This is a genomic window from Indioceanicola profundi, from assembly GCF_003568845.1.
Lineage (GTDB): Bacteria > Pseudomonadota > Alphaproteobacteria > Azospirillales > Azospirillaceae > Indioceanicola > Indioceanicola profundi.
Window position 1 is genome coordinate 3,270,042 of sequence record NZ_CP030126.1, and the last position, 26,460, is coordinate 3,296,501.

The window sequence follows — 26,460 nt, forward strand, 5'->3', positions numbered from 1 at the left end:
CAAACCCGCCAACGCACAAGCATTGCGCGGGCATGACAAGGTCAGGCCGCGTTTGCTCCCAGCCTCGATTCCTGCGACAAAACGGGCCAGCATGATGGTCCGGCGTCCAATGATCGGGCCCAGCATTTCGGGAGAGAATCGCCATGGCGCTCAAGCTCGAGCAGCGCAAGGTCGAACTGACGGAACAGGTGGTGGACCGGGTGCGTGACCGGCTGTCCCGCGACAAGGTCCCCATGGGGGAGCGGTTCGTCCGCCAGTTCTACGCCAACGTGCCCCCGGACGACATCCTGCGCTCCAGCGCGGATGAGCTTTATGGCGCCGCCCTGGCGATCTGGCAATTCGGCGCCGTGCGCCAGCCGGGCGAGGCGCTGGTGCGGGTGCTGAACCCGCGGGTCGATTCGGATGGCTGGCACGCCCCCCATACGGTGGTGGAGATCGTCAATGACGACATGCCGTTCCTGGTGGATTCCGTTTCCGCCGAGCTGAACCGCCACGGCCTCACCGTGCATCTGGTGATCCACCCGGTGGTGAAGGTGCGCCGCGATGGGGCCGGCCGGCTGGCGGAGCTTTACAATGGCGATGCTCCGGACGATGCGTTGGCGGAAAGCTACATGCATATCGAGGTCGACCAGCAGACCGGGCCGGAGCAGCTGGAGCGGCTGCGCAGCGACATCGCCGGCGTGCTGCGCGATGTCCGCGCGGCGGTGCGCGACTTCCAGGCCATGCGCGGGCGCATCGCTCAGACCGTTTCAGAGACCAAGTCCAATCCGCTGCCCCTGCCGGCGGAGGAGGTGACGGAGGGTCTGTCCTTCCTGCACTGGCTGGACGAGGATCATTTCATCTTCCTGGGCGTGCGCGAATACCGCTTCGGCCAGGAGAGCGGCGAGGACACGCTGGATATCCAGCGCGGTCAGGGGCTGGGCATCCTGGCTGATGACGAGGTCAGCGTGTTCGACGGGCTGCGCAACTTCTCCAGCCTACCGCCGGAGGTGCGCAGCTTCGTGCGCCAGCCGCGCTTCATGATGGTCACCAAGGCCAACAGGATGTCCACCGTGCACCGGCCGGTGCAGTTGGACGCCGTGATGGTGAAGGTGTTCGACGACCAAGGGGTGGAGATCGGGGAGCGGCTGTTCGTCGGCCTGTTCACCAGCACCGCCTATAACCGCTCCGTCCGCGACGTGCCGTTCCTGCGGAACAAGGTGACCGGGGCGTTGCGCCGCGCCGGCTTCGACCCCAAGGGCCATGACGGCAAGGCGCTGGTCCACATCCTGGAGACCTTCCCCCGGGACGAGCTGTTCCAGATCCCCGAGGAGGAGCTGTTCGAGACCGCCATCGGCGTGCTGCACCTGCAGGAGCGGCAGCGCGTGGCGCTGTTCGTGCGCAAGGACCCGTTCGAGCGCTTCGTCTCCTGCCTGGTCTATGTGCCGCGCGACCGTTACGACACCGATCTGCGCCGCCGCATGCAGGGGATCATCGAGAAGGCCTATGGCGGGGCCACGGCGTCCTGCAACGTCCAGCTTGCCGAAAGCGTGCTGGCCCGCGTGCACCTGATTGTCCAGACCGTGCCGGGGCAGGTGCCCGAGGTGGATGTCGCCGAGCTGGAGCGGCAACTGGTGGAAGCCGCGCGCGGCTGGCAGGACCGGCTGCAACAGGCGCTGGTGGAGCAGTTGGGGGAGGAGCGGGGGCTGAAGCTGGCCCGGCGCTACGGCGCCTGCCTGCCCGCCAGCTACCGCGAGAATTATACCGCCGATCAGGCCATGGTCGATATCGGCCGGATGGAGCGGGTGGTGGAGACCGGGCGGATCGCCCTCAACCTCCATCGCCCGGTGGAAGCGGACCGGCACGAGCTGTATTTCAAGGTCTATCATGACGGCCGCCCGGTCACCCTGTCCCGGGTGCTTCCCATGCTGGAGGATCTGGGCCTGCGCATCATCGCGGAGGGCGGGCCCTACGAGATCGACCTGCCGGACCGGACGGAGACCCTGTTCATCCAGGATTTCCAGATGGAAATGGCGGATGGCAGCCCGGTGGAGCTGGACCGGATCAAGCCCGCCTTCGAGGACGCCTTCATGCGGGTCTGGACCGGCGAGGCCCAGACCGACGGCTTCAACCGGCTGGTGCTGACGGCCGGCTTCACCTGGCGGGAGGTGTCGGTTGTCCGCGCCTATGCCAAGTATCTGAAGCAGGCCCGGTTCGACTTCAGCCAGGAATATATCGAGGACACGCTGGCCGCCCATCCCGGCGTCGCCCGGCTGCTGCTGAACCTGTTCCTGACCAGCCACGATCCCGCCTTGCGCGCCCAATTGGGCGGGGGGGAGGTGGACAGCCGGCGCATGGGGCTGATCATCGAGATCGAGCATGCGCTGGACAAGGTCACCAACAGCGACGAGGACCGCATCCTCCGCCGCATGCTGAACCTGATCCGGGCCACGCTGCGCACCAACTATTTCCAGAAGGATGCGGAGGAGCGGCCGAAGCCCTATCTCTCCTTCAAGCTGGACAGCCGCTCCATCGACGAGCTGCCGCTGCCCCGGCCCTTCGTGGAGATCTGGGTCTACAGCCCGCGGGTGGAGGCCGTGCATCTGCGCGGCGGCAAGGTGGCGCGCGGCGGCATCCGCTGGTCCGACCGCAAGGAGGATTTCCGCACAGAGATCCTGGGCCTGATCAAGGCGCAGATGGTCAAGAACGCGGTGATCGTGCCGGTCGGCTCCAAGGGCGGCTTCGTGGTCAAGAACCCGCCGCCCGCCAGTGCGGGCCGCGACGCGCTGATGGCGGAAGTCATCGAGTGCTATAAGACCCTGATGCGCGGGATGCTGGACATCACCGACAATCTGAAGGCGGGGGAGGTGATCCCGCCCAAGGATGTGGTCCGGCTGGACGGCGACGATCCCTATCTGGTGGTGGCCGCCGACAAGGGCACGGCCACCTTCAGCGACATCGCCAACGGCGTGTCGCGCGACTACGGCTTCTGGCTGGACGACGCCTTCGCCAGCGGCGGGTCCGCCGGCTACGACCACAAGAAGATGGGCATCACCGCCCGCGGCGCGTGGGAAGCGGTGAAGCGCCACTTCCGCGAGATGGGGCACGACACCCAGACCGAAGCTTTCACCGTGGTCGGCGTCGGCGACATGTCGGGCGACGTGTTCGGCAACGGCATGCTTCTGTCGAAGCATATCCGCCTGCTGGCCGCCTTCGACCACCGCCACATCTTCCTGGACCCCAACCCCGATCCGGAGACGAGCTGGGCGGAGCGCCAGCGCCTGTTCGACCTGCCGCGGTCGAGCTGGGCGGATTACGACGCCTCCCTGATTTCCCCCGGCGGCGGGGTGTTCGACCGCAAGGCCAAGTCGATCCAGATTTCCCCCCAGATCAAGGCGCTGCTCGGCCTCGCCTCCGACCGGCCGACGCCCACCGACCTGATGCGCGCCATCCTGCGCGCACCGGCCGACCTGCTCTGGCTGGGCGGCATCGGCACCTATGTGAAGTCGTCGGACGAGGTGAATGCCGAAGTCGGCGACAAGGCCAACGATGCCATCCGCGTCGATGCCGACGAGCTGCGGGTCAAGGTGGTGGGCGAAGGGGCGAATCTCGGTTTCACCCAGCGCGGCCGTATCGAGGCGGCGATGGGCGGGGTGCGGCTCAACACCGACGCCATCGACAATTCCGCCGGCGTCGACACCTCCGACCACGAGGTGAACATCAAGATCCTGCTGCGCGACGTCATGGACCAGGGCGGGATGAGCCTGGCCCAGCGCGACACGCTGCTGTCGGAGATGACGGACGAGGTCGCGCGCCTCGTCCTGGCGCATAATTACAAGCAGACCCAGGCGCTGACCGTGGCGCAGGCGACGGCCACCGAAAGCCTGGAGGATCAGGCCCGCTTCATGCGCAGCATGGAAAAGGCCGGCAAGCTGTCCCGCGCCATCGAGTTCCTGCCCGATGACGAGGAGGTGGCCGCCCGCGCCCAGCAGGGCCGCGGCCTGACCCGGCCGGAGCTGGCGGTGCTGCTGGCCTATGCCAAGATCGACCTGTTCGAGAAGACCCTGGCGGGCGAGCTGCCGGACGATCCCAAGCTGGCCGACGATCTGCGCCGCTACTTCCCCGTTCCCCTGCAGGAGCGCTTCCCCGACGCCATCAGCCGCCACCAGCTCCGCCGCGAGATCATCTGCACCGTGGCCACCAACGCCATGGTCAACCGCGTCGGCCCCACCTTCGTGTGGGAGATGGTGGAGCAGACCGGCCGGTCGGAGGGCGATGTCGCCCGCGCCTACATCGTGGTGCGGGAGGCATTCGGGCTGCTCCGCACCTGGGACGGGATCGAGGCGCTGGACAATGTGGTGCCGGCCGCCGTGCAGACCGGCATGGTCCTGGCCACCAACCGGCTGATGCGCCGGGCCATCCCCTGGCTGCTGGTCAATGGCAGGCACCCGCTGGACATCCAGGCGGAGGTGGACCGGCTGCTGCCCACGGTGGAGGCGCTCGCGGCCTCCCTGGACGGCATCCTGTCGGAAGCGGCGCGCGAGGCGCTGAAGGCGCAGGCGGCGGAGCTGGTCGCGGCCGGCGTCCCGGAGGAGCTGGCGCGCCGGATCGCGGCATTGCCGGTGCTGGCGGCGGCCACCGACGTGGCCGACATCGCCCGCGCCACCGGCCGGTCGGCGCAGGAGGTGGCGGCCCTCTACTTCGCGCAGGGCGAACGGTTCGGCTTCGACTGGCTGCGCCAAAGGGCGGCCAATGTGAAGGCGGAGAACCACTGGCAGCGCCAAGCCGCCAGCGCCATCGCGGATGAGCTCTGGATGCTCCAGGCCAGGCTCGCCACCCGCACCCTGACGGAGGGGCCGAAGGCATCCGGGCCGGAAGCCGTAGCGGAACTGACCGCCGCCTTCGTCGCCGGCTGCCCCGGCCCGGTGGAGCGCGTCCAGACCCTGCTGGGCGAACTCCACGCCGTCACCTCCGTGGACATCGCCATGCTGGCCGTGGCCACCCGCCAGCTCCGCGCACTTGTGGCGGCATAAAGAAAACGTAGGTCGGTCACGCGTAGCGTGGCCGACTTCCTTCGGGTCTATTCGATGTAGAGCGGCGCTGTAATGTCGGCCGGGCTTTGCCCGACCGACCTACGTGTACTGGCGCTCCAGGCGGCTGAAAATGCTGTAGGTCGGTCACGCGCAGCGTGGCCGACTTCCCTCGTCCCTATCTGGTGAAAATCCGTTTTGTAGAGTCGGCTACGTTTTCGGCAGCACGCACCCCGCCAGCCCCTCCCGGCGGACGATGGCGGCGCGGCGTTCCAGGATGCCGGTCCGGTTGCGGACATAGGGGCCGGGCTTGGATGCGCTCCATTTCAGCGGGCTGGGCAGCACGGCGGCCAGGGCCGCAGCCTCCCGACGCGTGAGATCGGCGGCGGCCTTGCCGAAATGGCTACGGGCCGCGGCTTCGGCGCCATAGATGCCGTCGCCCCACTCCACGATGTTCAGATAGACCTCCATCACCCTGGCCTTGGGCCAGAGCAGCTCCACCCAGATGGTGAACCACGCCTCCAGCCCCTTGCGCAGCCAGGTGCGGGATGGCCAGAGGAAGGCATTCTTGGCCGTCTGCATGGAGATGGTGCTGCCGCCGCGCATGCGCCCGCCCTCCTGGTTTTCCGCCCAGGCCGCGCGCACGGCGTCCCAGTCGATGCCGGCATGCTGGCAGAAGCGGCTGTCCTCCGCCCCGATGACGGCGTGGACGAGGTTGGGGGAGATGCGATCCAGCGGCACCCACTCCTTGCGCATCGGGGCCGCCCCTTCCAGTGCGCGGATCGGCATCAGCAGCGTCCAGCCCACCGGCACCATCCGGTAGGCCGCCACCCACAGGATGCTGAGCAGCACCAGCCCTATCAGCAGCAGGGCGGTCCAGCGGAAGAGCCGTCGCAGCATGGGTGTCCGGTCCGTTTCGAATTTGCATCGCGCGAAGGGGTGGGCTCCATTCTAACGCGCCCGATCGTCCGCGGGTGCCGATCAGTGGAGGTTTTGGATGTACAAGCTCTTCTACAATCCCGGAATGGCCAGCCTCGCCCCCCATATCGCGCTGGAGGAGATCGGCGCGGATTATGAGCTGGTGCGGGTGGACACCGCTGCGGGAGAGCACAGGACGGCCGCATATCTTGCCCTGAACCCGACGGGCCGCATCCCGACCCTGCTGGAAGGCGGGCAGCCGGTCTTCGAGACGGCGGCGATCCTGCTGTATCTGGCCGACCGCCATCCGGAAGCCGGGCTGATCCCGGCGGTCGGCACCATGGAACGGGGGCTGGCCTGCCAGTGGCTGGTCCATCTGGCCAACACGGTCCATCCCGCCTTCGTCTGCTTCTATTATCCCGAGCGCCACGTCGCCGATCCCGCCAACGTGGCCGATGTGAAGGCGACGGCGGAGCAGCGGCTGAACCTCATGTTCGACCTGCTGGACGCGGAGCTGGAAAAACGGAACTGGTTGGGCGGGGATGCCTACGGCGTTGCCGACATCTTCCTGTTCATGATGGTCCGCTGGGGCCGCAACTTCCAGCACCGCCCGCCGCGGCTGCTGCCCAATCTCGGCGCCCATGCCGCCCGGATGATGTCCCGCCCGGCGGTCCGGCGCGCCTTCGAGCGGGAGGGGCTGGCGGAGCCGTATTTCTGAGCATGAAAAAAGGGCCGTCCCTTGCGGGACGGCCCGAACGTCATGGAACGGAAACGGTCGATCAGTTGCCGCCGCTGGCGGTGCTCAGGTCACGGACCGGAGCCGCATTGTCGTCCTCGGCATCGGGGACGAGCTGCGCCTCGGACGGGTCGGAACCCTCGCCCGGGGTCACCTGGGTAGCGCCCTCGCCCATGCCTTCGGACGCGGCGCCGGTGCTTCCCATGCTGCTGCTGCCGGAGGCGGAGCCGCCCATGCCGACCTCGGACTCCAGATCGACGCCGAGGGCGGAGACGGTCTGCTCATCCAGCTCACCGGTCGCGTCGATGTTCTCGGCTTCCTGGAAGGAGCGCAGGGCCTCCTTGGTGTTCGGGCCCCAGATGCCGTCGGCATCCAGATCCTGGCCCTGCTCGCTCAGCGCCTGCTGAACCTGACGGATCTGCTGGCTGTCGAGCTGCTGGCCATTATAGGTCGGCGGCTCCATGCTGGCCTGAGCCGAACCAGAGCTGCTGCCCGAACCCGAGGCGGCCATGCCGGTGGAACCAGTGGACCCGCTGGAACCGGTGGCGTCGCTCATGCCCGCGCCGGCGGTCGAGCCGGTGCCGACATTCGTGTCCGTGCCGCCGGTCGAGGCTTGGTCGCCCATGCCGCCCGCCGGGCCGCCCGGCGCGCCGGCCGTGTCCGCACCGCTGACGCTGCTGGAGCCGCCCATGCCGCCGGTGGCGCTGGAGGGGGCGTCAACCTCGGGGTCGGCGTGCGACCCGCCCATGGACCCTCCGGCCGTGGCGCCGGTGGTGCCGGCCGTGCCGGTGGTGCCCATGGAACCGGAATCCGTGGAGGTGCCGCCCTGCTGCGCCATTGCGCCGCCAGCGAAAAGAGCCGCAGCGGCGATCGTGGTGACCAGAAGCTTGGACTTCATGGTGATTCCTTCCTCAGTTGTGCGGCTGACGCCGATGCGCGGCCGCTTCAATCGCTTCGTGCATGCCCAACAGGATTTCCCGTATTTCCTCACGTACCACCTTGGTGTGGGGTGGTGACCTTTTGTGGCATGCGGGTCGGGCTCTGCTGCTTCTGGATGACTGGCAACCGGCGGCGGGGCCGGGCAGCGACAAGTGCGGGCGTTCCCGCTTTGTTGGTGTACGGTAAAGGCCGGCCCCCTATACTCCCGCGCCATGACGCTGACGCCAGACCTCCACCGCCCGGCTCCCGCCCATTCCGGGCGCCGCCTGCTGCTGCCGCCCGCACCGGCGCTGGTGGTGGGGGCGCGCCATGCCACTCTGGTGACCCCCGACGGGGAGGTGGAGGTGCTGGAGCCGGAGGCGGCGGCCCGGCGGCTGCGCGACGATCCCCCCATCCTGTGCCATGCGCGCGCCGTGGCCCGGCGGTTGCGCACCGATCCTTTCCGCGCCTACGACGTGCTGGAGCTGTTCGCCTTCGTCCGGCCCGCCCGCTTCTGCCTGCCGACCCCGAAGGGGCTGGCGGAGGCGCTGGGCCTGGACATGCCGCAGGATGCGGAAGGGGAGGCGGTGGCGGTGGTGGACGCCGCCCGCGCCCTGCTGACGGAGCTGATGGACCCGCACCGCAAGGACCGGTCGGATGCCGCCGGCATCGCCTTCGCCATGGGCCGGGCCGGCTGGGGCTGGGGGCCGGCGGTGCTCGCCGCACTCGGCCGGCCGGATGGCGGCGGGGACCCGCGCCGCTCCCTGATGGTGTGGGGCCAGCTCAAGGAATGGCAGGCCGACGCGCCGGAGCCGCCGCCGGGCCAGTTCCTGGTGGAACCCGCCGAGGCCCGCCGCCGGCTGGCGGAGCTGGTCGCCACCGGCATCCATGCCGAACCGCGGCCGCAGCAGTCGGACTATGCCAGCGCCTGCTCCACCGCCTTCACCCCGCGGGAGATGGCGGGCACGCCGAACCTGGTGCTGGCGGAGGCCGGAACGGGCGTCGGCAAGACGCTGGGCTACCTGTCGCCGGCCACCCTGTGGGCGGAGAAGAACAAGGGGCCGGTCTGGATCTCCACCTATACCCGCCAGCTCCAGCACCAGATCGACAAGGAGCTGGACCGGCTGCACCCCGATCCGGAGAAGAAGGCCCGCCGCGTCGTCATCCGCAAGGGGCGGGAGAATTATCTCTGCCTGCTGAACCTGGAGGAGGCGGTCGGGGTGGCCCAGACCCAGCCGGCCTACATGACCGCCGTGGGGCTGATGGCGCGCTGGGCCGCCTGCACCCGCGACGGCGACATGCAGGGCGGCGACTTCCCCGGCTGGCTGGTGGACATACTGGGCAAGGGCCGCACCCTAGCCCTAGCCGACCGGCGGGGGGAATGCGTGTTCAGCGCCTGCCCGCACTATCAGAAATGCTTCATCGAGAAGTCGGTGCGCCGCGCCCGCAAGGCGGATGTGGTGGTGGCGAACCATGCGCTGGTGATGATCCAGGCCGCGCTGGGCGGCGGGGACGACGCCTATGTGCCGACCCGCTTCGTCTTCGACGAGGGGCACCATGTGTTCGACGCCGCCGACAACGCCTTCGCCGGCCATCTGACCGCCTTCGAGACGCATGAGCTGCGCCGCTGGCTGATCGGGGCGGAGGTGTCGGGGCGCAGCCGCGCCCGCGGCCTGAAGCGCCGGGTGGAGGATCTGGTGGGCGGCGACGCCCCCGCCATGGAGCTGCTGGAGGAGATCGTGCAGGCCGCCCGCGCCCTGCCCGGCGATGCTTGGTCCCAGCGCATCAATGGCGGCATCACGCAAGGCCCGGCGGAAGCGTTCCTGGCCATGGTTCGTACCCAGACCTATGCCCGCGCCCACGGCCCCGACAACCCCTACAGCCTGGAGACGGAGACGCGCCCGCCCATCGAGGGGCTGCTGGAGACCGCGGCGGAGCTGGACGCCGCCCTGGCGAAACTGCTGCGCCCGCTGGAGAAGCTGGCGATCCGGCTGGAGGAGATGCTGGACGAGGAGTCGGAGGAGCTGGAAAGCGAGACCCGCCGCCGCATCGACAGCGTCGCCCGCTCCCTGAAGCGTCGGGCGCAGAACGAGGTGGCGGCTTGGCGGCAGATGCTGGCCGCCCTGCGGGAGGACACGCCGCCCCAATATGTGGACTGGTTCGGGATCGAGCGGTCCGACGGCCGCGACATGGATGTCGGCATGTACCGCCACTGGGTGGACCCCACGGTGCCCTTCGCCGCCAGCGTCGGCGGGCAGGCCCATGGCATGGTGGTGACCTCCGCCACGCTGACCGACGGCACCGGCGATCCGGAGCTGGACTGGCAGGCGGCGGCGATCCGCACCGGGGCCGTCCACATGGCGAAGCCGCCGTTGCGCGCCGCCGTGCCCAGCCCCTTCGACCATGCCGCCCAGACGCGGGTGCTGGTGGTCACTGATGTGCGCAAGGACGATCTGAAGCAGGTCGCCGCCGCCTACCGGGAGCTGTTCCTGGCCTCCCATGGCGGGGCCATCGGGCTGTTCACCGCCATCCAGCGCCTGCGCGCCGTGCATGAGCGGATCGGCCTGCCGCTGGAGCAGGCCGGGCTGCCGCTGCTGGCCCAGCATCTGGACGGGATGGACGTCTCCACCCTGGTGGACATCTTCCGGGGGGAGGAGAATGCCTGCCTGCTGGGCACGGATGCCGTGCGCGACGGGGTGGACGTGCCGGGGCGCAGCCTGCGGCTGATCGTGTTCGACCGCGTGCCCTGGCCCCGCCCCGACATCCTGCACCGCGCCCGGCGGGAGCATTTCGACAAGGTCGCCGGGGCCAAGCGCTATGACGACATGATCACGCGGCTCCGGCTGCGCCAGGCCTTCGGCCGGCTGGTGCGGCGGGCGGACGATGTCGGCGTTTTCGTGTTGCTGGACCCGATGATGCCCTCACGCCTGAAGGGCGCGTTCCCGGAGGGGGTGGAGATGCAGCGGGTCGGCCTGAAGAATGCGGTGGCGATCACGCGCGAATTCCTGGCGGAAGGCTAGGGCCGCGTGCTGGACTGGTTCACCGGCGGGATGGAGCCCGGCCTCTGGGCCTATTGGTCGCTGTTCCTGGTCAGCTTCCTGGCCGCCACCATCCTCCCGGCCCAATCGGAATTCCTGCTGGTGGGGCTGCTGGCCGGCGGGCACCACGATCCGGTGCTGCTGACGATCGTGGCGTCGGCGGGCAACACCCTGGGAAGCTGCGTCAACTGGGCAGCCGGGCGCTGGCTGCGCCATTTCAGCGGCCGCCGCTGGTTCCCCGTGCCGGAAAAGGCGCTTCTGAAGGCGGAGGCGGTGTTCGTCCGGTGGGGCCTGCCATCCCTGCTGCTGGCCTGGACGCCCTTCCTGGGCGACCCGCTCACCGTGGTGGCGGGGAGCCTGCGGGTGAATTTCTGGCTCTTCACCCTGCTGGTCGGGATCGGAAAGGCGGCGCGCTACGTGGTGCTGACCCTGGCGACGCTGGGGTGGCTGGGGTAGGGGGCGGCGGGGCGGGGTGTCGCAATCCGCTGTGCTTCTTGCGACCTACGGGATTTATGCCGGTGTCGGAACCGGGTTGTCGCAATCCGCTCCGCTCCTTGCGACCTACGGAACTCTGTCAAAATCCCTGCAACCGCCATCCCCTGCGGGGGCGCTCGCCGAACTGTTTTGCCCCGACCCGCCTCACATCTTCTGCTTGGCGATCGTCCCCAGCCGCAGCCGCAGGGCGTTCAGCTTGATGAAGCCTTCGGCATCTTTCTGGTTGTAGACGCTGTCCGCCTCGAAGGTGACGTAGTCCAGGCGGTAGAGGCTGTTCGGGCTCTGGCGGCCCACCACGCGGGCGCTGCCCTTGAACAGCTTCAGCCGCACGGTGCCGTTGACGGTAGCCTGGGTGCTGTCGATCAGGGCCTGCAGCGCCTCGCGCTCCGGGCTGAACCAGAAGCCGTTGTAGATCAGCTTGGCATAGCGCGGCATCAGCTCGTCCTTGAGGTGCATGGCCTCGCGGTCCAGGGTGATGCTCTCCATGCCGCGGCGGGCGATGCTGATCAGCGTGCCGCCCGGCGTCTCGTAGACACCGCGGCTCTTCATGCCGACGAAGCGGTTCTCCACCAGGTCCAGGCGGCCGATGCCGTGCTTGCCGGCCAGCTCGTTCAGCCGGGTCAGCAGGGATGCGGGGGACAGCGCCTCCCCGTTCACGGCGACCGGGTCGCCCTTCAGGAACTCGATCTCCACATATTCCGGCTGATCCGGCGCCTTTTCCGGGGCGACGGTGCGGGTGAACATGTCCTCGTCCGGCTCCACCCAGGGGTCCTCCAGCGCCTTCCCCTCGTAGGAGATGTGCAGCAGGTTGGCGTCGGTGGAGTAGGGGGCCTCGCCCCGCTTGTCCTTGGCGATGGGGATCTGGTGCTTCTCGGCGAAGTCCAGCAGGGCGGTGCGGCTGTTCAGCTCCCACTCGCGCCAGGGGGCGATCACGGTGACGTCCGGCTTCAGGGCGTAATAGCCCAGCTCGAACCGGACCTGGTCGTTGCCCTTGCCGGTGGCGCCATGGGCGACCGCATCGGCGCCCACCTGGTTGGCGATCTCGATCTGGCGCTTGGCGATCAGCGGCCGGGCGATGGAGGTGCCCAGCAGATAGGTGCCCTCATAGAGCGTGTTGGCGCGCATCATCGGGAAGACGAAGTCGCGCACGAACTCCTCGCGCAGATCGTCGATGAAGATGTTCTCCGGCTTCACGCCGAACATCTCCGCCTTCTTCCGCGCCGGCTCCAGCTCCTCCCCCTGGCCCAGATCGGCGGTGAAGGTCACCACCTCGCATCGGTAGGTCTCCTGCAGCCATTTCAGGATGACGCTGGTGTCGAGGCCGCCGGAATAGGCCAGGACGACTTTCTTCACACCGCTGCTGGGGCTGCTCATGGGACGATCCGTTGCGTGTAAGCGGGTTGCAGGGAAAGATTTGACGGGGCCGGACGTTAGCGGCGGCTTCCCCGCCTGTCCAGATGCGGGGCCGGCGGGAACGGGCCGGCGCGCGTTTGGGAGCCATGCGCGACCTGCGCTGCTCTGTCCGGTTGAGGGGGGGATGGCCGGCCATTAGGCTCGCCGCCGAACCGTTCGCTTCGTTTCAGGGAAACCAGCATGTCCGGTCCCCGTTCCGGTCCGCGCCTGTCCACTGGCGCCCTGTTCATCATCGTGGTCCTGGTCGCGCTGCTGGGCGTGTCCATCTGGATGGCGGTGGATGTCTGGACCTCCACCGACCGGGCCGCTGCGCAGGCGGACGGGCAGGGGGAGGTCAGCGGGCATGGGATCATCGCCCTGATCCTGGGGGGAATCGGCTCGGTGATCGTGGGCGGCGGCCTGATGGCGCTGGTCTTCTTCTCCAACCGCTCCGGCCATGACCAGACCGTGCATGACGAGTACAAGTCGCGGGTGCATCCGGATGATGACCCGCTGCGGTAAGGGGGCGGTTGGCCGTAACTCGGCGCGGGCGTAGCGGGAGCCGGCATCTGCGACGGCCCGTCACGATGCCGGACCTTCTTACCCGATCCGGCGGTCCAGCAGTGCGCGCGTCGCCGCCAGCACCTCGCTCACCGGCACATCCTCGATCCCGCGCGCGGGTCCGTCCGTGGTGCCGCCCACGTAGGCGGCATGCGGGCCGAAGGGGGCGTACTGGCGGGGGTCGGTGGGGCCGAACACGGCCAGCGTCGGCACGCCCAGCGCCGCCGCCACATGGCTGAGCCCGCTGTCATTGCCGAGATAAAGCGCCGCCCGGCCGATGCAGGCCGCCTGCACCAGCAGCTCCTCCCGCCCGGCGAGTTCGACGGCATCGGGGAAGGCGGCGCGCAGCACCGCGGTGAACCCCTCCTCCCCCGGCCCGCCGGCGATCAGCACCCTGGCCCCCGGCAGAGGGCCGTCGGGCGCCGACAGGCTCCGCACCACCTCCACGAACCGCTCCGTCGGCCAGACCTTCTCCGGCCGGCCGGCATTGGCGGCCACGGCGATCACGGGCCGCCCCTCCGGCACCAGCCGTCCGGCTGCCGCGCGCTCGGCCTCCGACAGCCAGATGGCGGGCCATGGCGGGGCTTCCAGCCCCAGCAGCCGGGCCAGTTCCCGCACCCGCAGCTCCGGAACCGCTCCCTTGCGGAAGCGGAGCGTGCGGCGGCTGGGGGCGAGATAGCCGACGGCGCTGTCGCGCAGATCGACCACCAGATCCCAGCGCCGCGTCACCGTCTGCGCCAGCAGTTCCAGCCAGTGCCGGTTCCAGGACCGCTTGCGGTAGACGATCATGCGCTCGACATTGGGCACATGGCGCAGCACCTGCTCCGCCAGCGTGCCGGCGATGATGGTCAGCCGGGCATCCGGCCAGGTCTCCACGATGTGGCGTAGCGCCACGGTGGACATGACGGCGTCGCCGATCCGGGTCCAGCCGACGAAAAGGATGCGCTTGGGCGAAGGCAAGGCGGGGTCCGCTAATACTGGTGCAGGGGCCAGGCGTAATCGCCCGACAGGGGAAGACCGAACGCCACCTCCAGCAGGTAGCGGGCGACGATGGTGCCGTCGAACATCCAGTGCGCCTTGGCCCAGCCGGCTTCCGCCACCGCGCGGCGGGCGGGCTCATCCGCATGGAAGGTCCGCAGCTTGGTCTCCAGCTCCTCCACGCTGCCGTAGAAGGCGGCCTCACGCTCCGTGAAGATGTCCGCGAAGCCGGCGCGCCGGTCGATGAAGGTCAGCACCCCGTTGCCCATGAGATGGGCCATCCGGTCGGAGGAATAGAGATGGTGGTCGCTGCGCCGCGACAGGGACAGCCCCATCCGGCTTTCCGCCAGGGCGGCATGGTAGGCGGCGCCGGACAGCATCGGCTCCCCCGGCAGGCCGGGAAAGCGGCAGCGCAGCTCCGGCAGGCGCTTGCGGAGGTCCTGGCAGAACTGCCGGACATCCCGCGTCTCCCCGCCCACCTGCCGGGTGAAACCGGCCGTGCCCACCGTATAGATCAGGTCGGCGGCATGGCTTTCGGCGGCGAAGCTCCGCCCCTGCTCCATGCTGCGGTCCTGGGGATTGGGCATGAAGGCCACGGCCCGCCCCGGCCGGGCCAGCGCCTGCAGCTCCGGCCCGGCGGAGGTGACGAAGGTGGCGTCCGCCAGCTCCAGCTTGGCCTTCAGCGCCTCCACATTGGGCGCGTCGAACAGCGGGTCGTGGTTCCATTGCAGCACCCGCACGGCCGGATGCAGCCGGCGCATCTCCTTCAGCGTGGCCGGGGCGACCATGCATTTCTGGCCAAGCGCCACCAGGTCGGGGCGCATATTGTCCACGGTGTCCAGGAAGCGGCGGTTCATCCTGCGCACGCCCAGCGCCTTGGCCCCGAACGGGGTCGCCGCCCTAGCGACATCCCGGTCGGAGAAGTCATAGACGGCGTGCCCCAGCCGGGTCCACCCGGCGGAGAGCTTGTGCGCCGTCAGAAAATAGTCGCGCCCGTCCTTCTTCAGATTGAAGTTGGCGGCGTGGAGAATGCGCATCGGTGCAAGAGCCCCTGTCTCGGCCTGCCTGCTTTACGGGATGCCGGCCCCCCATGTCCAGGGCAGCCCATTGACCCGTCGCCCCCGATGGCGGATACCACCCGCCGCAACCTTGCGGAGGTCCGGCCCCGATGACGGCGTATCTGAACTGGCTGGCCCGGGCCGGCGATCTCTGGCCGGCGCGGACTCCGCTGCCCGCCCCTGCCGCCTCCACCGGGCCGGGCATGGTGATCGGCTGTGCTGTCGGCTATGGCGTCGCGGATGTCACCCCGTTCGTGAAGTCGCTGCGCGCGGTGACGTCCGCGCCCGCCGCCCTGATCATCCGGCCCGATCCGGTCATGGAAGCATTCCTGGCGGAGCATGATGTCGCCGCCGTCCCGGCGGACGCGCCCGACGAGTTCGCCGGCGCCTATGCGCCGCATATCGTGGTGTCCCGCTTCCTGTACAGCATCCGCGCCCTGGAGCTTTATCCCCAGGCCGCCCGCGCGCTGGTGACGGATGTGCGCGACGTGGTGTTCCAGTCCGACCCCTTCGCCGGAGCCACCGCGCCAATCTGCTATTATCTGGAGGACGAGCCCAACACGCTCCGCACCAATGGCGGCGGCATCAATCTGCGTTGGATGAGCCGCGTGGTCGGGCGGAAGCTGGCCGACCAGTTGGGCGACCGGGGATGCGTCTGCGTCGGCACGGTGCTGGGCGACCGGGAGCAGATCCTGGAGTTCTGCCGGCTGTCGCTGCTGCTGGCGGCCATCCCGCGGGCGGAGGTGGTGCGCACCTTCGGCTTCGGCGTGGACCAGGCCACCTGCAACATGCTGGCCCATGGCCGCCTGATCGCCGGAACCGCCATCTGCCCCAATTACGGGCTGGTCGCCACGGTGGGCCGCGCCCGGCCGGAGGAACTGGTCCTCGACGCCGAAGGGCTGGTCCACAATCCCGACGGCAGCGTCAGCGCCGTGCTGCACCAGTACGACCGCCACCCCCATCTGCTGGAGGAGGTGGTGCGGCGCTGGGGCACGGAACCGGTCGTCGGCCTGTACAAGAAGAAGAAAAAGAAGAGCGCCGGGCAGCGGTTCCTGACCTCGCTCCGCAAGCGCGCGCCGGAACTGCGCTGGTAGTCACCGGCGCTGTCGGCGCGTTGCCGGATATCCTTGAGATGGATGAGAAGATGAGCGGCCCCGTTTCCCGTATCGACACTTTCCGCCAGGGCGAGGCCGCCCTGACGCCGGACATGGAAACCTACAAGGGGCTGGTGGTGCATGCGCTGACCGGCCTGCACGCCCATGCGGCGGGGCTTGCGGCGCGCGGCTTCCCGCCGGGAGGCCGGGTCCTGGACATGGCCGCCGGTTCCGGCGCCTTTGCCCTGCGCCTGACGGAGGCCGGGTTCGCCGTCACCGCCAGCGACCTTGCCACGGGCTCCTTCCGGCTGGCCGACCGCATCCCCTTCCTGACCGCCGACCTGAACGTGGACGGGCCGGAGCATTTCCCCGGCCCCTTCGATGCCGTCACGGCGCTGGAGATCATCGAGCATCTTGAGAATCCGTGGGACTTCACGCGCAAGCTGCATGCGCTGCTGAAGCCGGGCGGCCGGCTGCTGCTGACCACCCCGAATGTCGAGGCTCCCATCATGGTGGAGCGCTGGCTGCGCCGCGGGCAGCATCCCTTCTTCGATGAGGAGCATTTCCGCAAATACGGTCACATAACCCCCGTCACCCAGTACATGCTGACCCGCATGCTGGAGGAGGCAGGGTTCCGCGACATCCGCCTGTCCGGCTACGGGACGGAGCCGCCGGCCCGCCTGTCGGGCAAGAAGCTCCGCCAATGGCTGCTGAATCGCTGGACGTCCCGCGGGCCGCTGGTCCGCGAGCTGGTGCTGATCGCCGAGGCCACGGCCTGACGCCGTTGCGCCATCGGGCAACCCAGCCGCGCCTTTGCCGGCCTTGACAATGGGTGGACCCGCTACCCAATGTCCCGGTTCCTGAAACCATCCTTGCATTGGGAACCGCCATGTCCGTGGCCGAGATCAACGCTGCCGACCAGATCGCCATTACGCTGCCCGACGGCAGCGTGCGCACCTATGCGCGCGGCGTGACCGGCACCGAGATCGCCGGCTCCATCGCCAAGTCGCTGGCGAAGGCCGCACTTGCCGTGAAGCTGGACGGCCAGGTGAAGGACCTCGCCCTGCCGGTGGAGCAGGATGCGGCGCTGGAGATCGTCACGGCCAAGTCCGACGAGGCGCTGGAGCTGATCCGTCACGACAGCGCCCATATCATGGCCGAGGCGGTGCAGGAGCTGTATCCCGGCACGCAGGTGACGATCGGCCCGGCCATTGCCAACGGTTTCTACTACGACTTCTACCGCGAGACGCCGTTCACGCCCGAGGATCTGGTGAGGATCGAGGCGCGGATGCACGAGATCGTGGATGAGAACCGGCCCTTCACGCGCGAGGTCTGGGACCGGAACGAGGCCATCGAGCACTTCAAGTCCATCGGCGAGAAGTTCAAGGCGGAGATCATCTCCGACCTGCCGGAGGACCAGACCATCACGATCTACCGCCAGGGCGAGTGGTACGATCTCTGCCGCGGCCCCCACCTGCCCAGCACGGGCCGGGTCGGCCACGCCTTCAAGCTGATGAAGGTGGCCGGCGCCTATTGGCGCGGCGACGCGAAGAACCCGCAGCTCCAGCGCATCTACGGCACGGCCTGGCGCACGGAGCAGGAGCTGGCCGCCTATCTCCACATGATCGAGGAGGCGGAGAAGCGCGACCACCGCAAGCTGGGCAAGGAGATGGACCTGTTCCATGTCCAGGAGGAGGCGGCGGGCAGCGTGTTCTGGCATCCCAAGGGCTGGACGCTCTACCGGACGCTGGAGCGCTACATGCGCGCCAAGCTGGAGGAGGCCGGCTATGTGGAGGTGCGTACGCCGCAGCTCTTCGACAGCAGCCTGTTCAAGGCCTCCGGCCACTGGGACATGTATGGCGACAACATGTTCAAGATCCGCGAGAGCGTGGACGAGCAGGGGCGGGAGAAGCTGCTGGGCGTGAAGCCCATGAACTGCCCGGCCCATGTGCAGATCTTCCGCCAGGGGCTGAAGAGCTACCGCGACCTGCCGCTGCGCATGGCCGAGTTCGGCAACTGCCACCGCAACGAGCCTTCCGGCGCGCTGCACGGCATCCTGCGCGTGCGCAACTTCACCCAGGACGACGCCCACATCTTCTGCACCGAGGATCAGGTGCCGACCGAGGCGGCGGAGTATTTCAAGCTCCAGCTCGGCGTCTACAAGGATCTCGGCTTCGAGAACATCGCGGTGAAGCTGGCGCTGCGCCCCGATGTGCGTGCCGGCTCCGACGATGTCTGGGACAAGGCGGAGGAAGGGCTGCGCCAGGCGCTCCGCGCCAACGGGCTAGCGTTCGAGGAGCTGCCCGGCGAGGGCGCCTTCTACGGCCCGAAGGTGGAGTTCCACCTGACCGACGCCATCGGCCGGTCCTGGCAGTGCGGCACGCTGCAGCTCGACTTCGTGCTGCCGGAGCGGCTGGATGCCAGCTATATCGGCCAGGACGGCGCCCGCCACCGGCCTGTCATGCTGCACCGGGCCATCCTGGGCAGCTTCGAGCGCTTCATCGGCATGATGATCGAGCATTATGCCGGCAAGTTCCCGCTCTGGCTGGCCCCGGTGCAGGTGGTGGTCGCCACCATCACCTCGGAAGCCGACGGCTATGCGGCGGATGTCGCGGCGGCGCTGAAGGCGGCCGGTCTCAGGGCCGAGCTTGACGTCCGCAACGAAAAGATCAACCTGAAGGTCCGTGAGCATTCCCTGGCCAAGGTGCCGGTGATGCTCGTGGTCGGCGGGCGCGAGGCGGAAAACCGCACCGTCGCCATCCGCCGTCTGGGGTCGAAGGATCAGGAAATCCTTGCCCTGGACGAAGCTGTCGCTAATCTTATGGTCGAAGCACGTTCCCCGGCGGGGAACGGCGCCATTCAGTCTGCGTTCTAACGGCACGCCGGATTCAACCGGCGTGCGCCAACAGGGTGGATCGACGACCGGCGGATTTATCCGCCGGACAGGGCTCGGGTCCGGCTGCTTCTGTTCGGGGCAGCCGCTGTCCAACCCGTCGCCGGCCGCCCACAGCCGAAGGAGAAGGTTCCATAGCCAGGCCGTCCACCACTGATCGGGAGCCCCAGCGCGATGGCCCCCGGATCAATCGCGAGATCAATGTCCGTTCCGTCCGCCTTGTTGATGCCAATGGCGAAATGGTTGGCGTCGTCAGCCTGCGCGACGCACTGTTCGCCGCCGAAGAGGCCGGCCTCGACCTTGTCGAGGTGAGCCCCAATGCCGACCCGCCGGTCTGCAAGATCCTCGACTATGGCAAGTTCAAGTACGAGGCGCAGAAGAAGGCCAACGAGGCGCGCAAGAAGCAGAAGGTCATCGAGGTCAAGGAGATCAAGCTCCGCCCCGGCATCGATGAGCACGACTACGAGATCAAGATGCGCAACATGAGGCGCTTCATCGAGGAAGGCGACAAGGTGAAGGTCACCATGCGCTTCCGCGGGCGTGAAATGGCGCACCAGAATCTCGGTATGGACGTGCTGGTGCGCGTGCGCGACGAACTTGAGGAAATGGCCAAGGTCGAACAGATGCCGCGCCTGGAAGGCCGGCAGATGGTCATGGTGCTGGCGCCGCGCTGAGCGGCCGCCCCGCACCTCTCGACCCGGCCCCTGCCTCGTAGGGCCAGCGGACCCCGAACCCCCGCCGCGGCGATCCCGCGGACGGGGGTTTCGTGCTTTCAGGCTGCGTGACGAACCCGTGACCTGCATGGACCGCGATTGACGCTACCCACCTCTTTCATACAACGTGCAACCTCTTTGGCCGAGCGCCAGCCCGCGCATTGGAAGTAGGCACGTGAACACCCTTTGTGACGCACCCGATGACACCCTCCTCACCATCCTGGAGGCCAGCGGTGCGTTGATCGCTGTCTGGGATATCCCGACGGATCGGCTGGGCTGGATGTCCCGTCCGGCCGGGCTTCTGCCGGATACGGGCCCCGACAATGCCGACTTCAACGGGCTCACGGCTCTTTACCATCCGGAGGAGCAGCCGGCCTTCCGCCGACGCATCGCCGACCTCCTGGAGGCAGGCGAGGATTTCGAGGGCGAGGCGCGGATCGTCGATGTCGGCGGCGGCATCCGCTGGATGGCGGAGCGCGGGCGCTTGCAGCGGAGCCGGACCGGCGCGCCGGTCCGGCTGACCCTGGTTCTCACCGACATCACGGCCCGCAGGCTGGCGGAGGAGGAACTCCGCGCTGCCGCCAAGGCCCGGACCGTTCTGATCCGGGAGATGAACCACCGGATGAAGAACTCGCTGCAAATGGTGGCCTCCCTGGTCCAGCTCCATCGGATGCGCACCCGGGACGAGGCCGCCCGCGCCGTGTTCGACGATGCCACCGCCCGGGTCCGGGCCGTGGCGGAGGTGCACCGGCTGCTGTATCAGGGCGACCGCGCCGGCGATGTGGACCTTGCCGCCCTGCTCCGCCCGCTGGCGGAGAATGTGGACGTGGCCGATCCCGAACGCCTCCATTTCGACATGCCGGACGCCCCGCTGGAGGTGCCGGTGGAGCAGGCCGTGCCGGTCGGGTTGATCGTGAACGAACTGGTCGTCAATGCGAACCGGCATGCCTATGCCGGCGGTCCCGGACCGATCCGCATCGGCTTGGCCCGCGACGGAAGGGGGACCATCCGCCTGACCGTCGCCGACGAGGGACGCGGCCTGCCCGCCGGGCTGAACTGGCGCAACGCCAACAGCCTGGGCATGATGCTGCTGCGCACCCTGACCTCCCAGATCGATGGCGAGCTGGAGATCGAATCCGGGCCGCTGGGCACCAGGGCAAGCGTGGCGTGGCAGGTTTAGCCCAAACTCACAGCCACTTCTTCCGCTTGAAGTACCAGAGCGGCAGCACGGCGCTGATCACCATCAGGACCAGGGCGACGGGATAGCCCCAGACTTTGGACAGTTCGGGCATGTACTCGAAATTCATGCCGTAGATGCTGGCGATCAGGGTCGGCGGCAGGAAGGCCACCGCGGCGACCGAGAAGATCTTGATGATATTGGTTTGTTGGATGTTGATCACGCCCAGCGTGGCGTCCAGCAGGAAATTGGTCTGCATGGCCTGGAAGCCGGCATGCTCCACCAGGGAGTGGACGTCGCGGCTGATGGTCTTCAGCCGGAGCTTCTGGTCCTTGGCCATTCTCGGGCCTGCGACCGCCACCGCGAAGGCGCCCAGCCGCTCCAGCCCGGCCAAGCTGTCGCGCACCTTGTGGGTCAGGTCGCCGGCGCGGCCGATGGCGGTGATGACGCCGCGGAGGGCGTCCGACTCGGCCTTGCGCTTCTCCTGCCGACGCTTGACGGCCTGACGCTTCCGGCTTTCATGCTGCCGGCCATGCGGTTTGGCGGGCCCACGCTCATCCAGCTCGCTGAACACCTGTTGGGAGAGCTGGTCCAGTTCGCCCCGGACGATCTCCAGCACGTCCGCCGCCCGGTCCACCACCGCTTCCAGGATGCCGAGCATGGCGTCCAGATGGCCGGTCACCAGCCCCGGCTGGCGCAGGGCGCGGGCGGCGAAGATGGCCAGCCAGAGCGGTTCGGTGTGACGGACGGTGATCAGCACGGTGGGCGTCAGCACGAAGGTCAGCATGCCGAGGTCCGGCCGGCCATCCTCCCCGCGCGACATGACGGGCGTGGTGAGATAGGCCGCGTCGTCCTCGGTATAGAGGCGGGAGGAGGCTTCGATCTCGCGCATGTCCTCCTGGGTCGGCAGATCGACGCCCAGGCGGGTGGAGATGTCCTCCCGCTCCGCCTCCTCAGGACGCAGCACGTCCAGCCAGACGGTCCCCGCCGGCATGTCCGCCCCCGCTTCCAGCGGCAGGGCATGGAGCCGGTCATCCGTGCGGACATAGGCCGTGATCAACCGGCACCTCCGTTACTGTCCGGGCAGTTGAAATGCAGGAAGCGGCCGGCAGAGGACAGGCCCGGCCGGGAAGACATCAGACCAGCTCTTCCGGCAGGGGCAGGCCCCGGCTGCGGCAGGCTGCGGTGACGGTATTCAGCAGCAGGCAGGCGATGGTCATCGGCCCCACCCCGCCCGGCACCGGGGTGATGGCGCCGGCCACGGCCTTGGCCTCCTCGAACGCCACGTCGCCGACTACGCGGGTCTTACCCTGGGCCGCCTTCTCCGGATCGGCGGAGGGGACGCGGTTGATGCCGACATCGATGACGACCGCGCCTTCCTTGATCCAGTCGCCGCGCACCATCTCCGGCCGGCCCACGGCGGCGATCAGGATATCGGCGTCGCGGCAGGTCTCGGCGATGTCCACGGTGCGGCTGTGGGCGACGGTGACGGTGCAGTCGGCCTGGAGCAGCAGTTGCGCCATGGGCTTGCCGACGATGTTGGAGCGACCGACCACGACGGCGTGCAGACCGCGCAGCTCGCCGATCACGTCCTTCAGCAGCATCAGGCAGCCCAGCGGGGTGCAGGGCACCAGGGCGGGCAAGCCCACCGCCAGCCGCCCGGCATTGACGATGTGGAAGCCATCCACATCCTTGTCCGGATCGATGGCGGCCAGCACGGCGTTGGAGTCGATGTGCTTCGGCAGGGGCAACTGCACCAGGATGCCGTGGATGGCGGGGTCGTGGTTCAACTGGTTGACCAGCCGCAGCAACTGTTCCTGCGTGGTCTCCGCCGGCAGGGTGTGGGTGACGGAGTGCAGGCCGGCCATCCGGCTCTGCTCCCCCTTGTTCTTGACGTAGAGCTGGCTGGCCGGGTCCTCGCCCACGATGACCACGGCCAGGCCGGGCACCAGCCCCTTTTCGGTCTTCAGCCGATGGACCGCGACGCCGATGCGGCCGCGCAGATCGGCCGCGAAGGCCTTGCCGTCGATGATGCGTGCTTCAGACATGTCGTGTGCCACCCGGACTGGAAACAAGGGACTGGGCGGCAGCACGCCCCCTCAACGGACGAGCCCGGCGGCCCAGTCCGTGAGGCGGGGCAGCAGCTCCGCCGTCTCTCCGGCTACGTGTATAATTTTAGAGCGGTCCGCGCCACCGGCGACCACCTCAAGGCTGGTCTTCGGCAGCCGCCATTCCTTGGCCAGCAGCTTCAGCACCGCCTCGTTGGCCTTGCCGTTCTCCGGCGGGGCGGTGACGGCGACCTTCACGGCCATACGGCCGGGAGCGGATTCGGCGATACCCTGCACAGCCGTGCGCGACGCCTTGGGCGAAACGCGCAGATGCACCCGCACGCCGCCCGCGGCAGCCTCGATCGCGGCGGCCGGAGCGGCGGGCATTCCGGTCAGGCCGCAGCCGCGATGTAGGGCGCGTAACCGGCGATCAGGTTGCGCAGGAAGAAGATGATCAGGATGACGATTACCGGGGAGATGTCCACCCCGCCCAGGTTCGGCAGGACGTTGCGGATGGGCCGCAGCACCGGCTCCGTCAGCCGGTAGAGCATGTCGGCCACCGTGTAGACGAAGCGGTTGTGTGTGTTGATGACATTGAAGGCGATCAGCCAGCTCAGCACCGCCGAGATGATGAGGACCCAGACATACAGTCCCAGAATCATGTCGATGAGGCTGAGCAGGGCGAGGAGGAGCGGGGCCATATCGGGTCCATGCAGTCTTGCGCGCACCCGGAACGTAATGTGGCACCCCGCACATGTCCAGAGTGCGCCCGTGTGCGGACCGCCGGCCATCGGAGCAAGCGGTCTGCCACTTCCGGTTTGTCCGGCCTTTTGCGCCCGCCGCCGCTACTCGCCCTTCGGCGTGAACATGTAGCCGGCGCCGCGGATGGTCTTGATGTATTGCGGCCGGGCCGGATCGATCTCGATCTTCCGGCGCAGCCGCGCGATCCGGACATCGATGGAGCGGTCGAAGGGTTCGTTGTCCCGGTGATGGGCCATGTCCAGGAGCTGGTCGCGGGTCAGCACCCGGTTCGGCTTGGTGGCGAAAACCGCCAGCAGGTCGAACTCCATGGCCGTCAGCTCGATCAGGTCGCCATCCTGCCGGCGCAGGGAGCGGGCGGCCATGTCCAGCTTCCACGGGCCGAAGCCGATGATTTCCCGCCCATCCGCCTCCGGCGCCGCGGCGGCGGTCGGTTTGGCAGAACCCCGGCGCAGCACGGCGCGCACCCGCGCCAGCAGTTCGCGCAGATCGAAGGGCTTGGCGACATAATCGTCGGCCCCCAGCTCAAGTCCCACGACACGGTCCACCACCGTGCCGGCGCCGGTCACCATGATGATGGCGGGGCCGCTGCCGTCCGGCTTCTTCAATCGGCGGGCGATGCTGAACCCGTCCTCTCCCGGAAGGCCGAGGTCCAGCAGCACCAGATCCGGCTGGCCGAGCATCATCAGCTTGTCCAGCTCATCCCCGCCGGACGCCGCCGCCACATCGAATCCCTGCTGTCCCAGATAGGCGGTCAGCAGCTCGCGCAGCTCCGCCTCATCGTCCACGATCAAGATCTTGCGGCCGTCCGTCATGACCCCGGGACCCCGTTCCGGCGCGCGGATGGCGCCGCCGGCCATCGCCGGCAGCGCTCCGCCGCATATCTGCAACCAATCTAAGGAATGCCCCCGATCGGGGTTCGCTGCAACTCTGGAAACCTATCCCCTAAGGATTATAGCTGGAGATTGCGCCTCTCGCGCATTCCGCAATCCTCACGTACCCTTCCGTCCCCGGCCATGTCCGGGCAATCAGAAGCGGAACAGAAAGGGAGGTCGGGCATGTCCCTCGGGCAGGCCTATGGGCAGCACGACGCCACCGGTCTGGCGGAGCTTGTCGCCAGACGCGAAGTCTCTCCGGCCGAGCTGGTGGACAGCGCCATCGCCCGGATCGAGGCGGTGGAACCGGCGCTGGACGGGATCGTGGAGCGGGCATTCGACTGTGCCCGCAAGGCTGCGAAGGAACCCCTGCCGGACGGCCCCTTCGCCGGCGTGCCCTTCCTGCTGAAGGACAATATGAATGTGGCGGCGGGCATCCCGTACCATAACGGCTCCGCCATATGGCGGGGCTGGACGCCCGACCGGGACAGCGAACTGGTGGCCCGGTTCCGCCGCGCCGGCCTGATCCTGCTGGGCAGCACCAAGGTGCCGGAACTGTCGTTGATGCCGGTGACGGAGCCCAAGACCTTCGGCCCGGCCCACAATCCCTGGGACGGGAGCCGGACGCCCGGCGGCTCCTCCGGCGGGTCCGCGGCGCATGTGGCGGCGCGCAGCGTGCCCATGGCGCATGCCACCGACGGCGGCGGCTCCATCCGCATCCCGGCCAGCTGCTGCGGCCTGTTCGGGCTGAAGCCCAGCCGCGGGCGCACCCCCAACGGCCCCTATATCGGGGAGGGCTGGCATGGGGCCAGCATCGCCCATGCGGTCACCCGCTCCGTCCGCGACAGCGCCCGCCTTCTGGATGCCGTTGCGGGGCCGGATGCCGGGGCGCCCTATGGCATCGCCCCGCCGGAGACATCCTTCGCCGCGGCGCTGGACCGGCCGCCCGGAAGGCTCCGCATCGCTGTCTCTTCAAAGCCGCCGGTGGACGTCCCGGTCCATCCCGACTGCATGCGCGCTCTGGACCAGGCTGCCCGGCTCTGCGCCGAGTTGGGGCACGAGGTCGAGGAAGCAACGCCCGACCTGCATCCAGACTTCCTGAAATGGTTCATGACCGTCTTTTTCGCCGCCGTGGCGCAGGAGTTCGCCATGGCGGAGGCGCAGACCGGCACGAAGGCCAGACGGCAAGAGGTGGAGACAGCTACCTGGCTGGCCCGCCTGCTGGGCCGAAGCTTCTCTGCGGAGGATCTGTCCCTGGCGATCGAGCGGCTGCACCGCCAGTCCCGCCTCATCGCCCCGTTCTTCGAGCGATACGATGTGCTGTTGACCCCCACCCTGGCCCAGCCGCCACTGTCCAGGGGGGCGCTGAAGCCGGCGGGGGCGGAGGCGTTCGCGCAGGAAATGGCGGCGGTTCTGGGGATGGGCGGGCTGGCGAAGCTGGGGCCGTTCCTGGACCAGGCGGTGATCCGCGCCTTCGGCTTCATCCCCTATACGCCGGTCTGGAACGTAACCGGCCAGCCGGCCGCCAGTATTCCCCTGCACTGGGCCGCGCCGACACCAGCGGCTCCCGCCGGCCTGCCCATCGGCGTACAGGCGGTGGGCCGCTTCGGAGAGGAGACGACGTTGATCTCCCTGGCCGCCCAGTTGGAGCAGGCTTGCCCCTGGGCCGACCGCCATCCGCCGCTGTAGCCGGCCGGCGGAAGCAGCCGGGGTGTAAAAGGTCCTTGACAGGTGTAAAGGATGCTTGTCACATAGCGTGACGAGATGAACGCCCGAAGGGGCCAGCCACAGGGAGTGG

General features: G+C 68.6%; 21 protein-coding genes. 11 read left to right on the forward strand and 10 right to left on the reverse strand.

Annotated elements, in window-relative coordinates; genetic code table 11:
* The first annotated feature begins 143 nt into the window (after positions 1-143).
* The gene (locus DOL89_RS15675; protein ID WP_119679996.1) at positions 144-5,012 is read left to right on the forward strand and encodes an NAD-glutamate dehydrogenase; all 4,869 of its coding nucleotides are present in this window, start codon (positions 144-146) and stop codon (positions 5,010-5,012) included.
* A 207-nt stretch (positions 5,013-5,219) separates the two neighbouring features.
* On the opposite strand, the gene mtgA is transcribed toward DOL89_RS15675, so the two are convergent.
* Positions 5,220-5,909, reverse strand: a complete 690-nt coding sequence (mtgA, locus tag DOL89_RS15680; protein WP_119679997.1) for a monofunctional biosynthetic peptidoglycan transglycosylase — start codon at positions 5,907-5,909, stop codon at positions 5,220-5,222.
* Positions 5,910-6,006: 97 nt separating this feature from the next.
* Between mtgA and DOL89_RS15685 the strand changes: the two genes are divergently transcribed.
* Positions 6,007-6,645: a glutathione S-transferase family protein gene (locus DOL89_RS15685; protein ID WP_119679998.1), complete on the forward strand. Its 639-nt coding sequence runs from the start codon at positions 6,007-6,009 to the stop codon at positions 6,643-6,645.
* 61 nt (positions 6,646-6,706) lie between these two features.
* Here DOL89_RS15685 and DOL89_RS15690 read toward each other — a convergent pair whose 3' ends face one another.
* Positions 6,707-7,561: a peptidoglycan-binding domain-containing protein gene (locus DOL89_RS15690; RefSeq protein ID WP_162937559.1), complete on the reverse strand. Its 855-nt coding sequence runs from the start codon at positions 7,559-7,561 to the stop codon at positions 6,707-6,709.
* Between the two features lie 253 nt (positions 7,562-7,814).
* Here DOL89_RS15690 and DOL89_RS15695 point away from each other — a divergent pair, with 253 nt between their 5' ends.
* Positions 7,815-10,601 (forward strand): ATP-dependent DNA helicase, encoded by a 2,787-nt coding sequence (locus DOL89_RS15695; RefSeq protein WP_119680000.1) that lies wholly within the window; start codon positions 7,815-7,817, stop codon positions 10,599-10,601.
* Between the two features lie 6 nt (positions 10,602-10,607).
* Positions 10,608-11,075, forward strand: a complete 468-nt coding sequence (locus tag DOL89_RS15700; protein WP_318658518.1) for a YqaA family protein — start codon at positions 10,608-10,610, stop codon at positions 11,073-11,075.
* Positions 11,076-11,258: 183 nt separating this feature from the next.
* Here the strand turns inward: DOL89_RS15700 and DOL89_RS15705 are convergent, their stop codons facing one another.
* Positions 11,259-12,488, reverse strand: coding sequence for an argininosuccinate synthase (locus DOL89_RS15705; protein WP_119680001.1), 1,230 nt, complete (start codon positions 12,486-12,488; stop codon positions 11,259-11,261).
* Positions 12,489-12,707: 219 nt separating this feature from the next.
* On the opposite strand from DOL89_RS15705, the gene DOL89_RS15710 reads away from it, so the two are divergent.
* Entirely contained in the window at positions 12,708-13,028 is a 321-nt protein-coding gene (locus DOL89_RS15710) for a hypothetical protein (RefSeq protein ID WP_119680002.1), read from the forward strand.
* 78 nt (positions 13,029-13,106) lie between these two features.
* On the opposite strand, the gene DOL89_RS15715 is transcribed toward DOL89_RS15710, so the two are convergent.
* Together DOL89_RS15715 and DOL89_RS15720 are read right to left on the reverse strand one after the other, a co-directional pair.
* On the reverse strand, positions 13,107-14,027 hold the full coding sequence (locus tag DOL89_RS15715) for a glycosyltransferase family 9 protein (protein WP_119680003.1): 921 nt from the start codon (positions 14,025-14,027) through the stop codon (positions 13,107-13,109).
* Positions 14,028-14,038: 11 nt separating this feature from the next.
* A complete protein-coding gene (locus DOL89_RS15720) occupies positions 14,039-15,082 on the reverse strand; it encodes a glycosyltransferase (RefSeq protein ID WP_119680004.1) in 1,044 nt (347 codons plus the stop codon).
* Positions 15,083-15,213: 131 nt separating this feature from the next.
* On the opposite strand from DOL89_RS15720, the gene DOL89_RS24980 reads away from it, so the two are divergent.
* The 5 genes from DOL89_RS24980 to DOL89_RS15740 all read left to right on the forward strand — a co-directional run bounded on the left by DOL89_RS24980 (position 15,214) and on the right by DOL89_RS15740 (position 20,983).
* Positions 15,214-16,197: a hypothetical protein gene (locus tag DOL89_RS24980; protein ID WP_162937560.1), complete on the forward strand. Its 984-nt coding sequence runs from the start codon at positions 15,214-15,216 to the stop codon at positions 16,195-16,197.
* Positions 16,198-16,235: 38 nt separating this feature from the next.
* Positions 16,236-16,976, forward strand: coding sequence for a class I SAM-dependent methyltransferase (locus DOL89_RS24985; RefSeq protein ID WP_162937561.1), 741 nt, complete (start codon positions 16,236-16,238; stop codon positions 16,974-16,976).
* Between the two features lie 110 nt (positions 16,977-17,086).
* Positions 17,087-19,072 carry a threonine--tRNA ligase gene (gene thrS, locus DOL89_RS15730; RefSeq protein ID WP_119680006.1) on the forward strand — a complete coding sequence of 662 codons (1,986 nt, stop codon included), beginning with the start codon at positions 17,087-17,089 and terminating at the stop codon, positions 19,070-19,072.
* A gap of 152 nt (positions 19,073-19,224) precedes the next feature.
* A complete protein-coding gene (infC, locus tag DOL89_RS15735) occupies positions 19,225-19,764 on the forward strand; it encodes a translation initiation factor IF-3 (protein WP_119680476.1) in 540 nt (179 codons plus the stop codon).
* A 214-nt stretch (positions 19,765-19,978) separates the two neighbouring features.
* The gene (locus tag DOL89_RS15740; RefSeq protein ID WP_119680007.1) at positions 19,979-20,983 is read left to right on the forward strand and encodes a sensor histidine kinase; all 1,005 of its coding nucleotides are present in this window, start codon (positions 19,979-19,981) and stop codon (positions 20,981-20,983) included.
* Positions 20,984-20,990: 7 nt separating this feature from the next.
* Here the strand turns inward: DOL89_RS15740 and DOL89_RS15745 are convergent, their stop codons facing one another.
* The 5 genes from DOL89_RS15745 to DOL89_RS15765 all read right to left on the reverse strand — a co-directional run bounded on the left by DOL89_RS15745 (position 20,991) and on the right by DOL89_RS15765 (position 24,602).
* Complete coding sequence (locus DOL89_RS15745) at positions 20,991-22,040, reverse strand: magnesium transporter CorA family protein (protein ID WP_119680008.1); 1,050 nt, start codon at positions 22,038-22,040, stop codon at positions 20,991-20,993.
* Between the two features lie 76 nt (positions 22,041-22,116).
* The gene (folD, locus tag DOL89_RS15750) at positions 22,117-23,028 is read right to left on the reverse strand and encodes a bifunctional methylenetetrahydrofolate dehydrogenase/methenyltetrahydrofolate cyclohydrolase FolD (RefSeq protein WP_205574601.1); all 912 of its coding nucleotides are present in this window, start codon (positions 23,026-23,028) and stop codon (positions 22,117-22,119) included.
* Positions 23,029-23,079: 51 nt separating this feature from the next.
* On the reverse strand, positions 23,080-23,415 hold the full coding sequence (locus DOL89_RS15755) for a DUF167 domain-containing protein (protein ID WP_119680009.1): 336 nt from the start codon (positions 23,413-23,415) through the stop codon (positions 23,080-23,082).
* 5 nt (positions 23,416-23,420) lie between these two features.
* Entirely contained in the window at positions 23,421-23,729 is a 309-nt protein-coding gene (locus DOL89_RS15760) for a YggT family protein (protein WP_119680010.1), read from the reverse strand.
* 144 nt (positions 23,730-23,873) lie between these two features.
* Positions 23,874-24,602, reverse strand: a complete 729-nt coding sequence (locus DOL89_RS15765) for a response regulator (RefSeq protein ID WP_119680478.1) — start codon at positions 24,600-24,602, stop codon at positions 23,874-23,876.
* A 243-nt stretch (positions 24,603-24,845) separates the two neighbouring features.
* Here DOL89_RS15765 and DOL89_RS15770 point away from each other — a divergent pair, with 243 nt between their 5' ends.
* Positions 24,846-26,351, forward strand: a complete 1,506-nt coding sequence (locus DOL89_RS15770) for an amidase (RefSeq protein WP_119680011.1) — start codon at positions 24,846-24,848, stop codon at positions 26,349-26,351.
* The last annotated feature ends 109 nt before the right edge of the window (positions 26,352-26,460 follow it).

Bases quoted from the DNA above. Each gene is read 5' to 3' on its own strand.
- DOL89_RS15675 (WP_119679996.1), top strand. From the start codon at position 144: ATGGCGCTCAAGCTCGAGCAGCGCAAGGTCGAACTGACGGAACAGGTG.
- mtgA (WP_119679997.1), bottom strand. From the start codon at position 5,909: ATGCTGCGACGGCTCTTCCGCTGGACCGCCCTGCTGCTGATAGGGCTG.
- DOL89_RS15685 (WP_119679998.1), top strand. From the start codon at position 6,007: ATGTACAAGCTCTTCTACAATCCCGGAATGGCCAGCCTCGCCCCCCAT.
- DOL89_RS15690 (WP_162937559.1), bottom strand. From the start codon at position 7,561: ATGAAGTCCAAGCTTCTGGTCACCACGATCGCCGCTGCGGCTCTTTTC.
- DOL89_RS15695 (WP_119680000.1), top strand. From the start codon at position 7,815: ATGACGCTGACGCCAGACCTCCACCGCCCGGCTCCCGCCCATTCCGGG.
- DOL89_RS15705 (WP_119680001.1), bottom strand. From the start codon at position 12,488: ATGAGCAGCCCCAGCAGCGGTGTGAAGAAAGTCGTCCTGGCCTATTCC.
- DOL89_RS15710 (WP_119680002.1), top strand. From the start codon at position 12,708: ATGTCCGGTCCCCGTTCCGGTCCGCGCCTGTCCACTGGCGCCCTGTTC.
- DOL89_RS15720 (WP_119680004.1), bottom strand. From the start codon at position 15,082: ATGCGCATTCTCCACGCCGCCAACTTCAATCTGAAGAAGGACGGGCGC.
- DOL89_RS24980 (WP_162937560.1), top strand. From the start codon at position 15,214: ATGACGGCGTATCTGAACTGGCTGGCCCGGGCCGGCGATCTCTGGCCG.
- DOL89_RS24985 (WP_162937561.1), top strand. From the start codon at position 16,236: ATGGATGAGAAGATGAGCGGCCCCGTTTCCCGTATCGACACTTTCCGC.
- thrS (WP_119680006.1), top strand. From the start codon at position 17,087: ATGTCCGTGGCCGAGATCAACGCTGCCGACCAGATCGCCATTACGCTG.
- folD (WP_205574601.1), bottom strand. From the start codon at position 23,028: ATGTCTGAAGCACGCATCATCGACGGCAAGGCCTTCGCGGCCGATCTG.
- DOL89_RS15755 (WP_119680009.1), bottom strand. From the start codon at position 23,415: ATGCCCGCCGCTCCGGCCGCCGCGATCGAGGCTGCCGCGGGCGGCGTG.
- DOL89_RS15760 (WP_119680010.1), bottom strand. From the start codon at position 23,729: ATGGCCCCGCTCCTCCTCGCCCTGCTCAGCCTCATCGACATGATTCTG.
- DOL89_RS15765 (WP_119680478.1), bottom strand. From the start codon at position 24,602: ATGACGGACGGCCGCAAGATCTTGATCGTGGACGATGAGGCGGAGCTG.
- DOL89_RS15770 (WP_119680011.1), top strand. From the start codon at position 24,846: ATGTCCCTCGGGCAGGCCTATGGGCAGCACGACGCCACCGGTCTGGCG.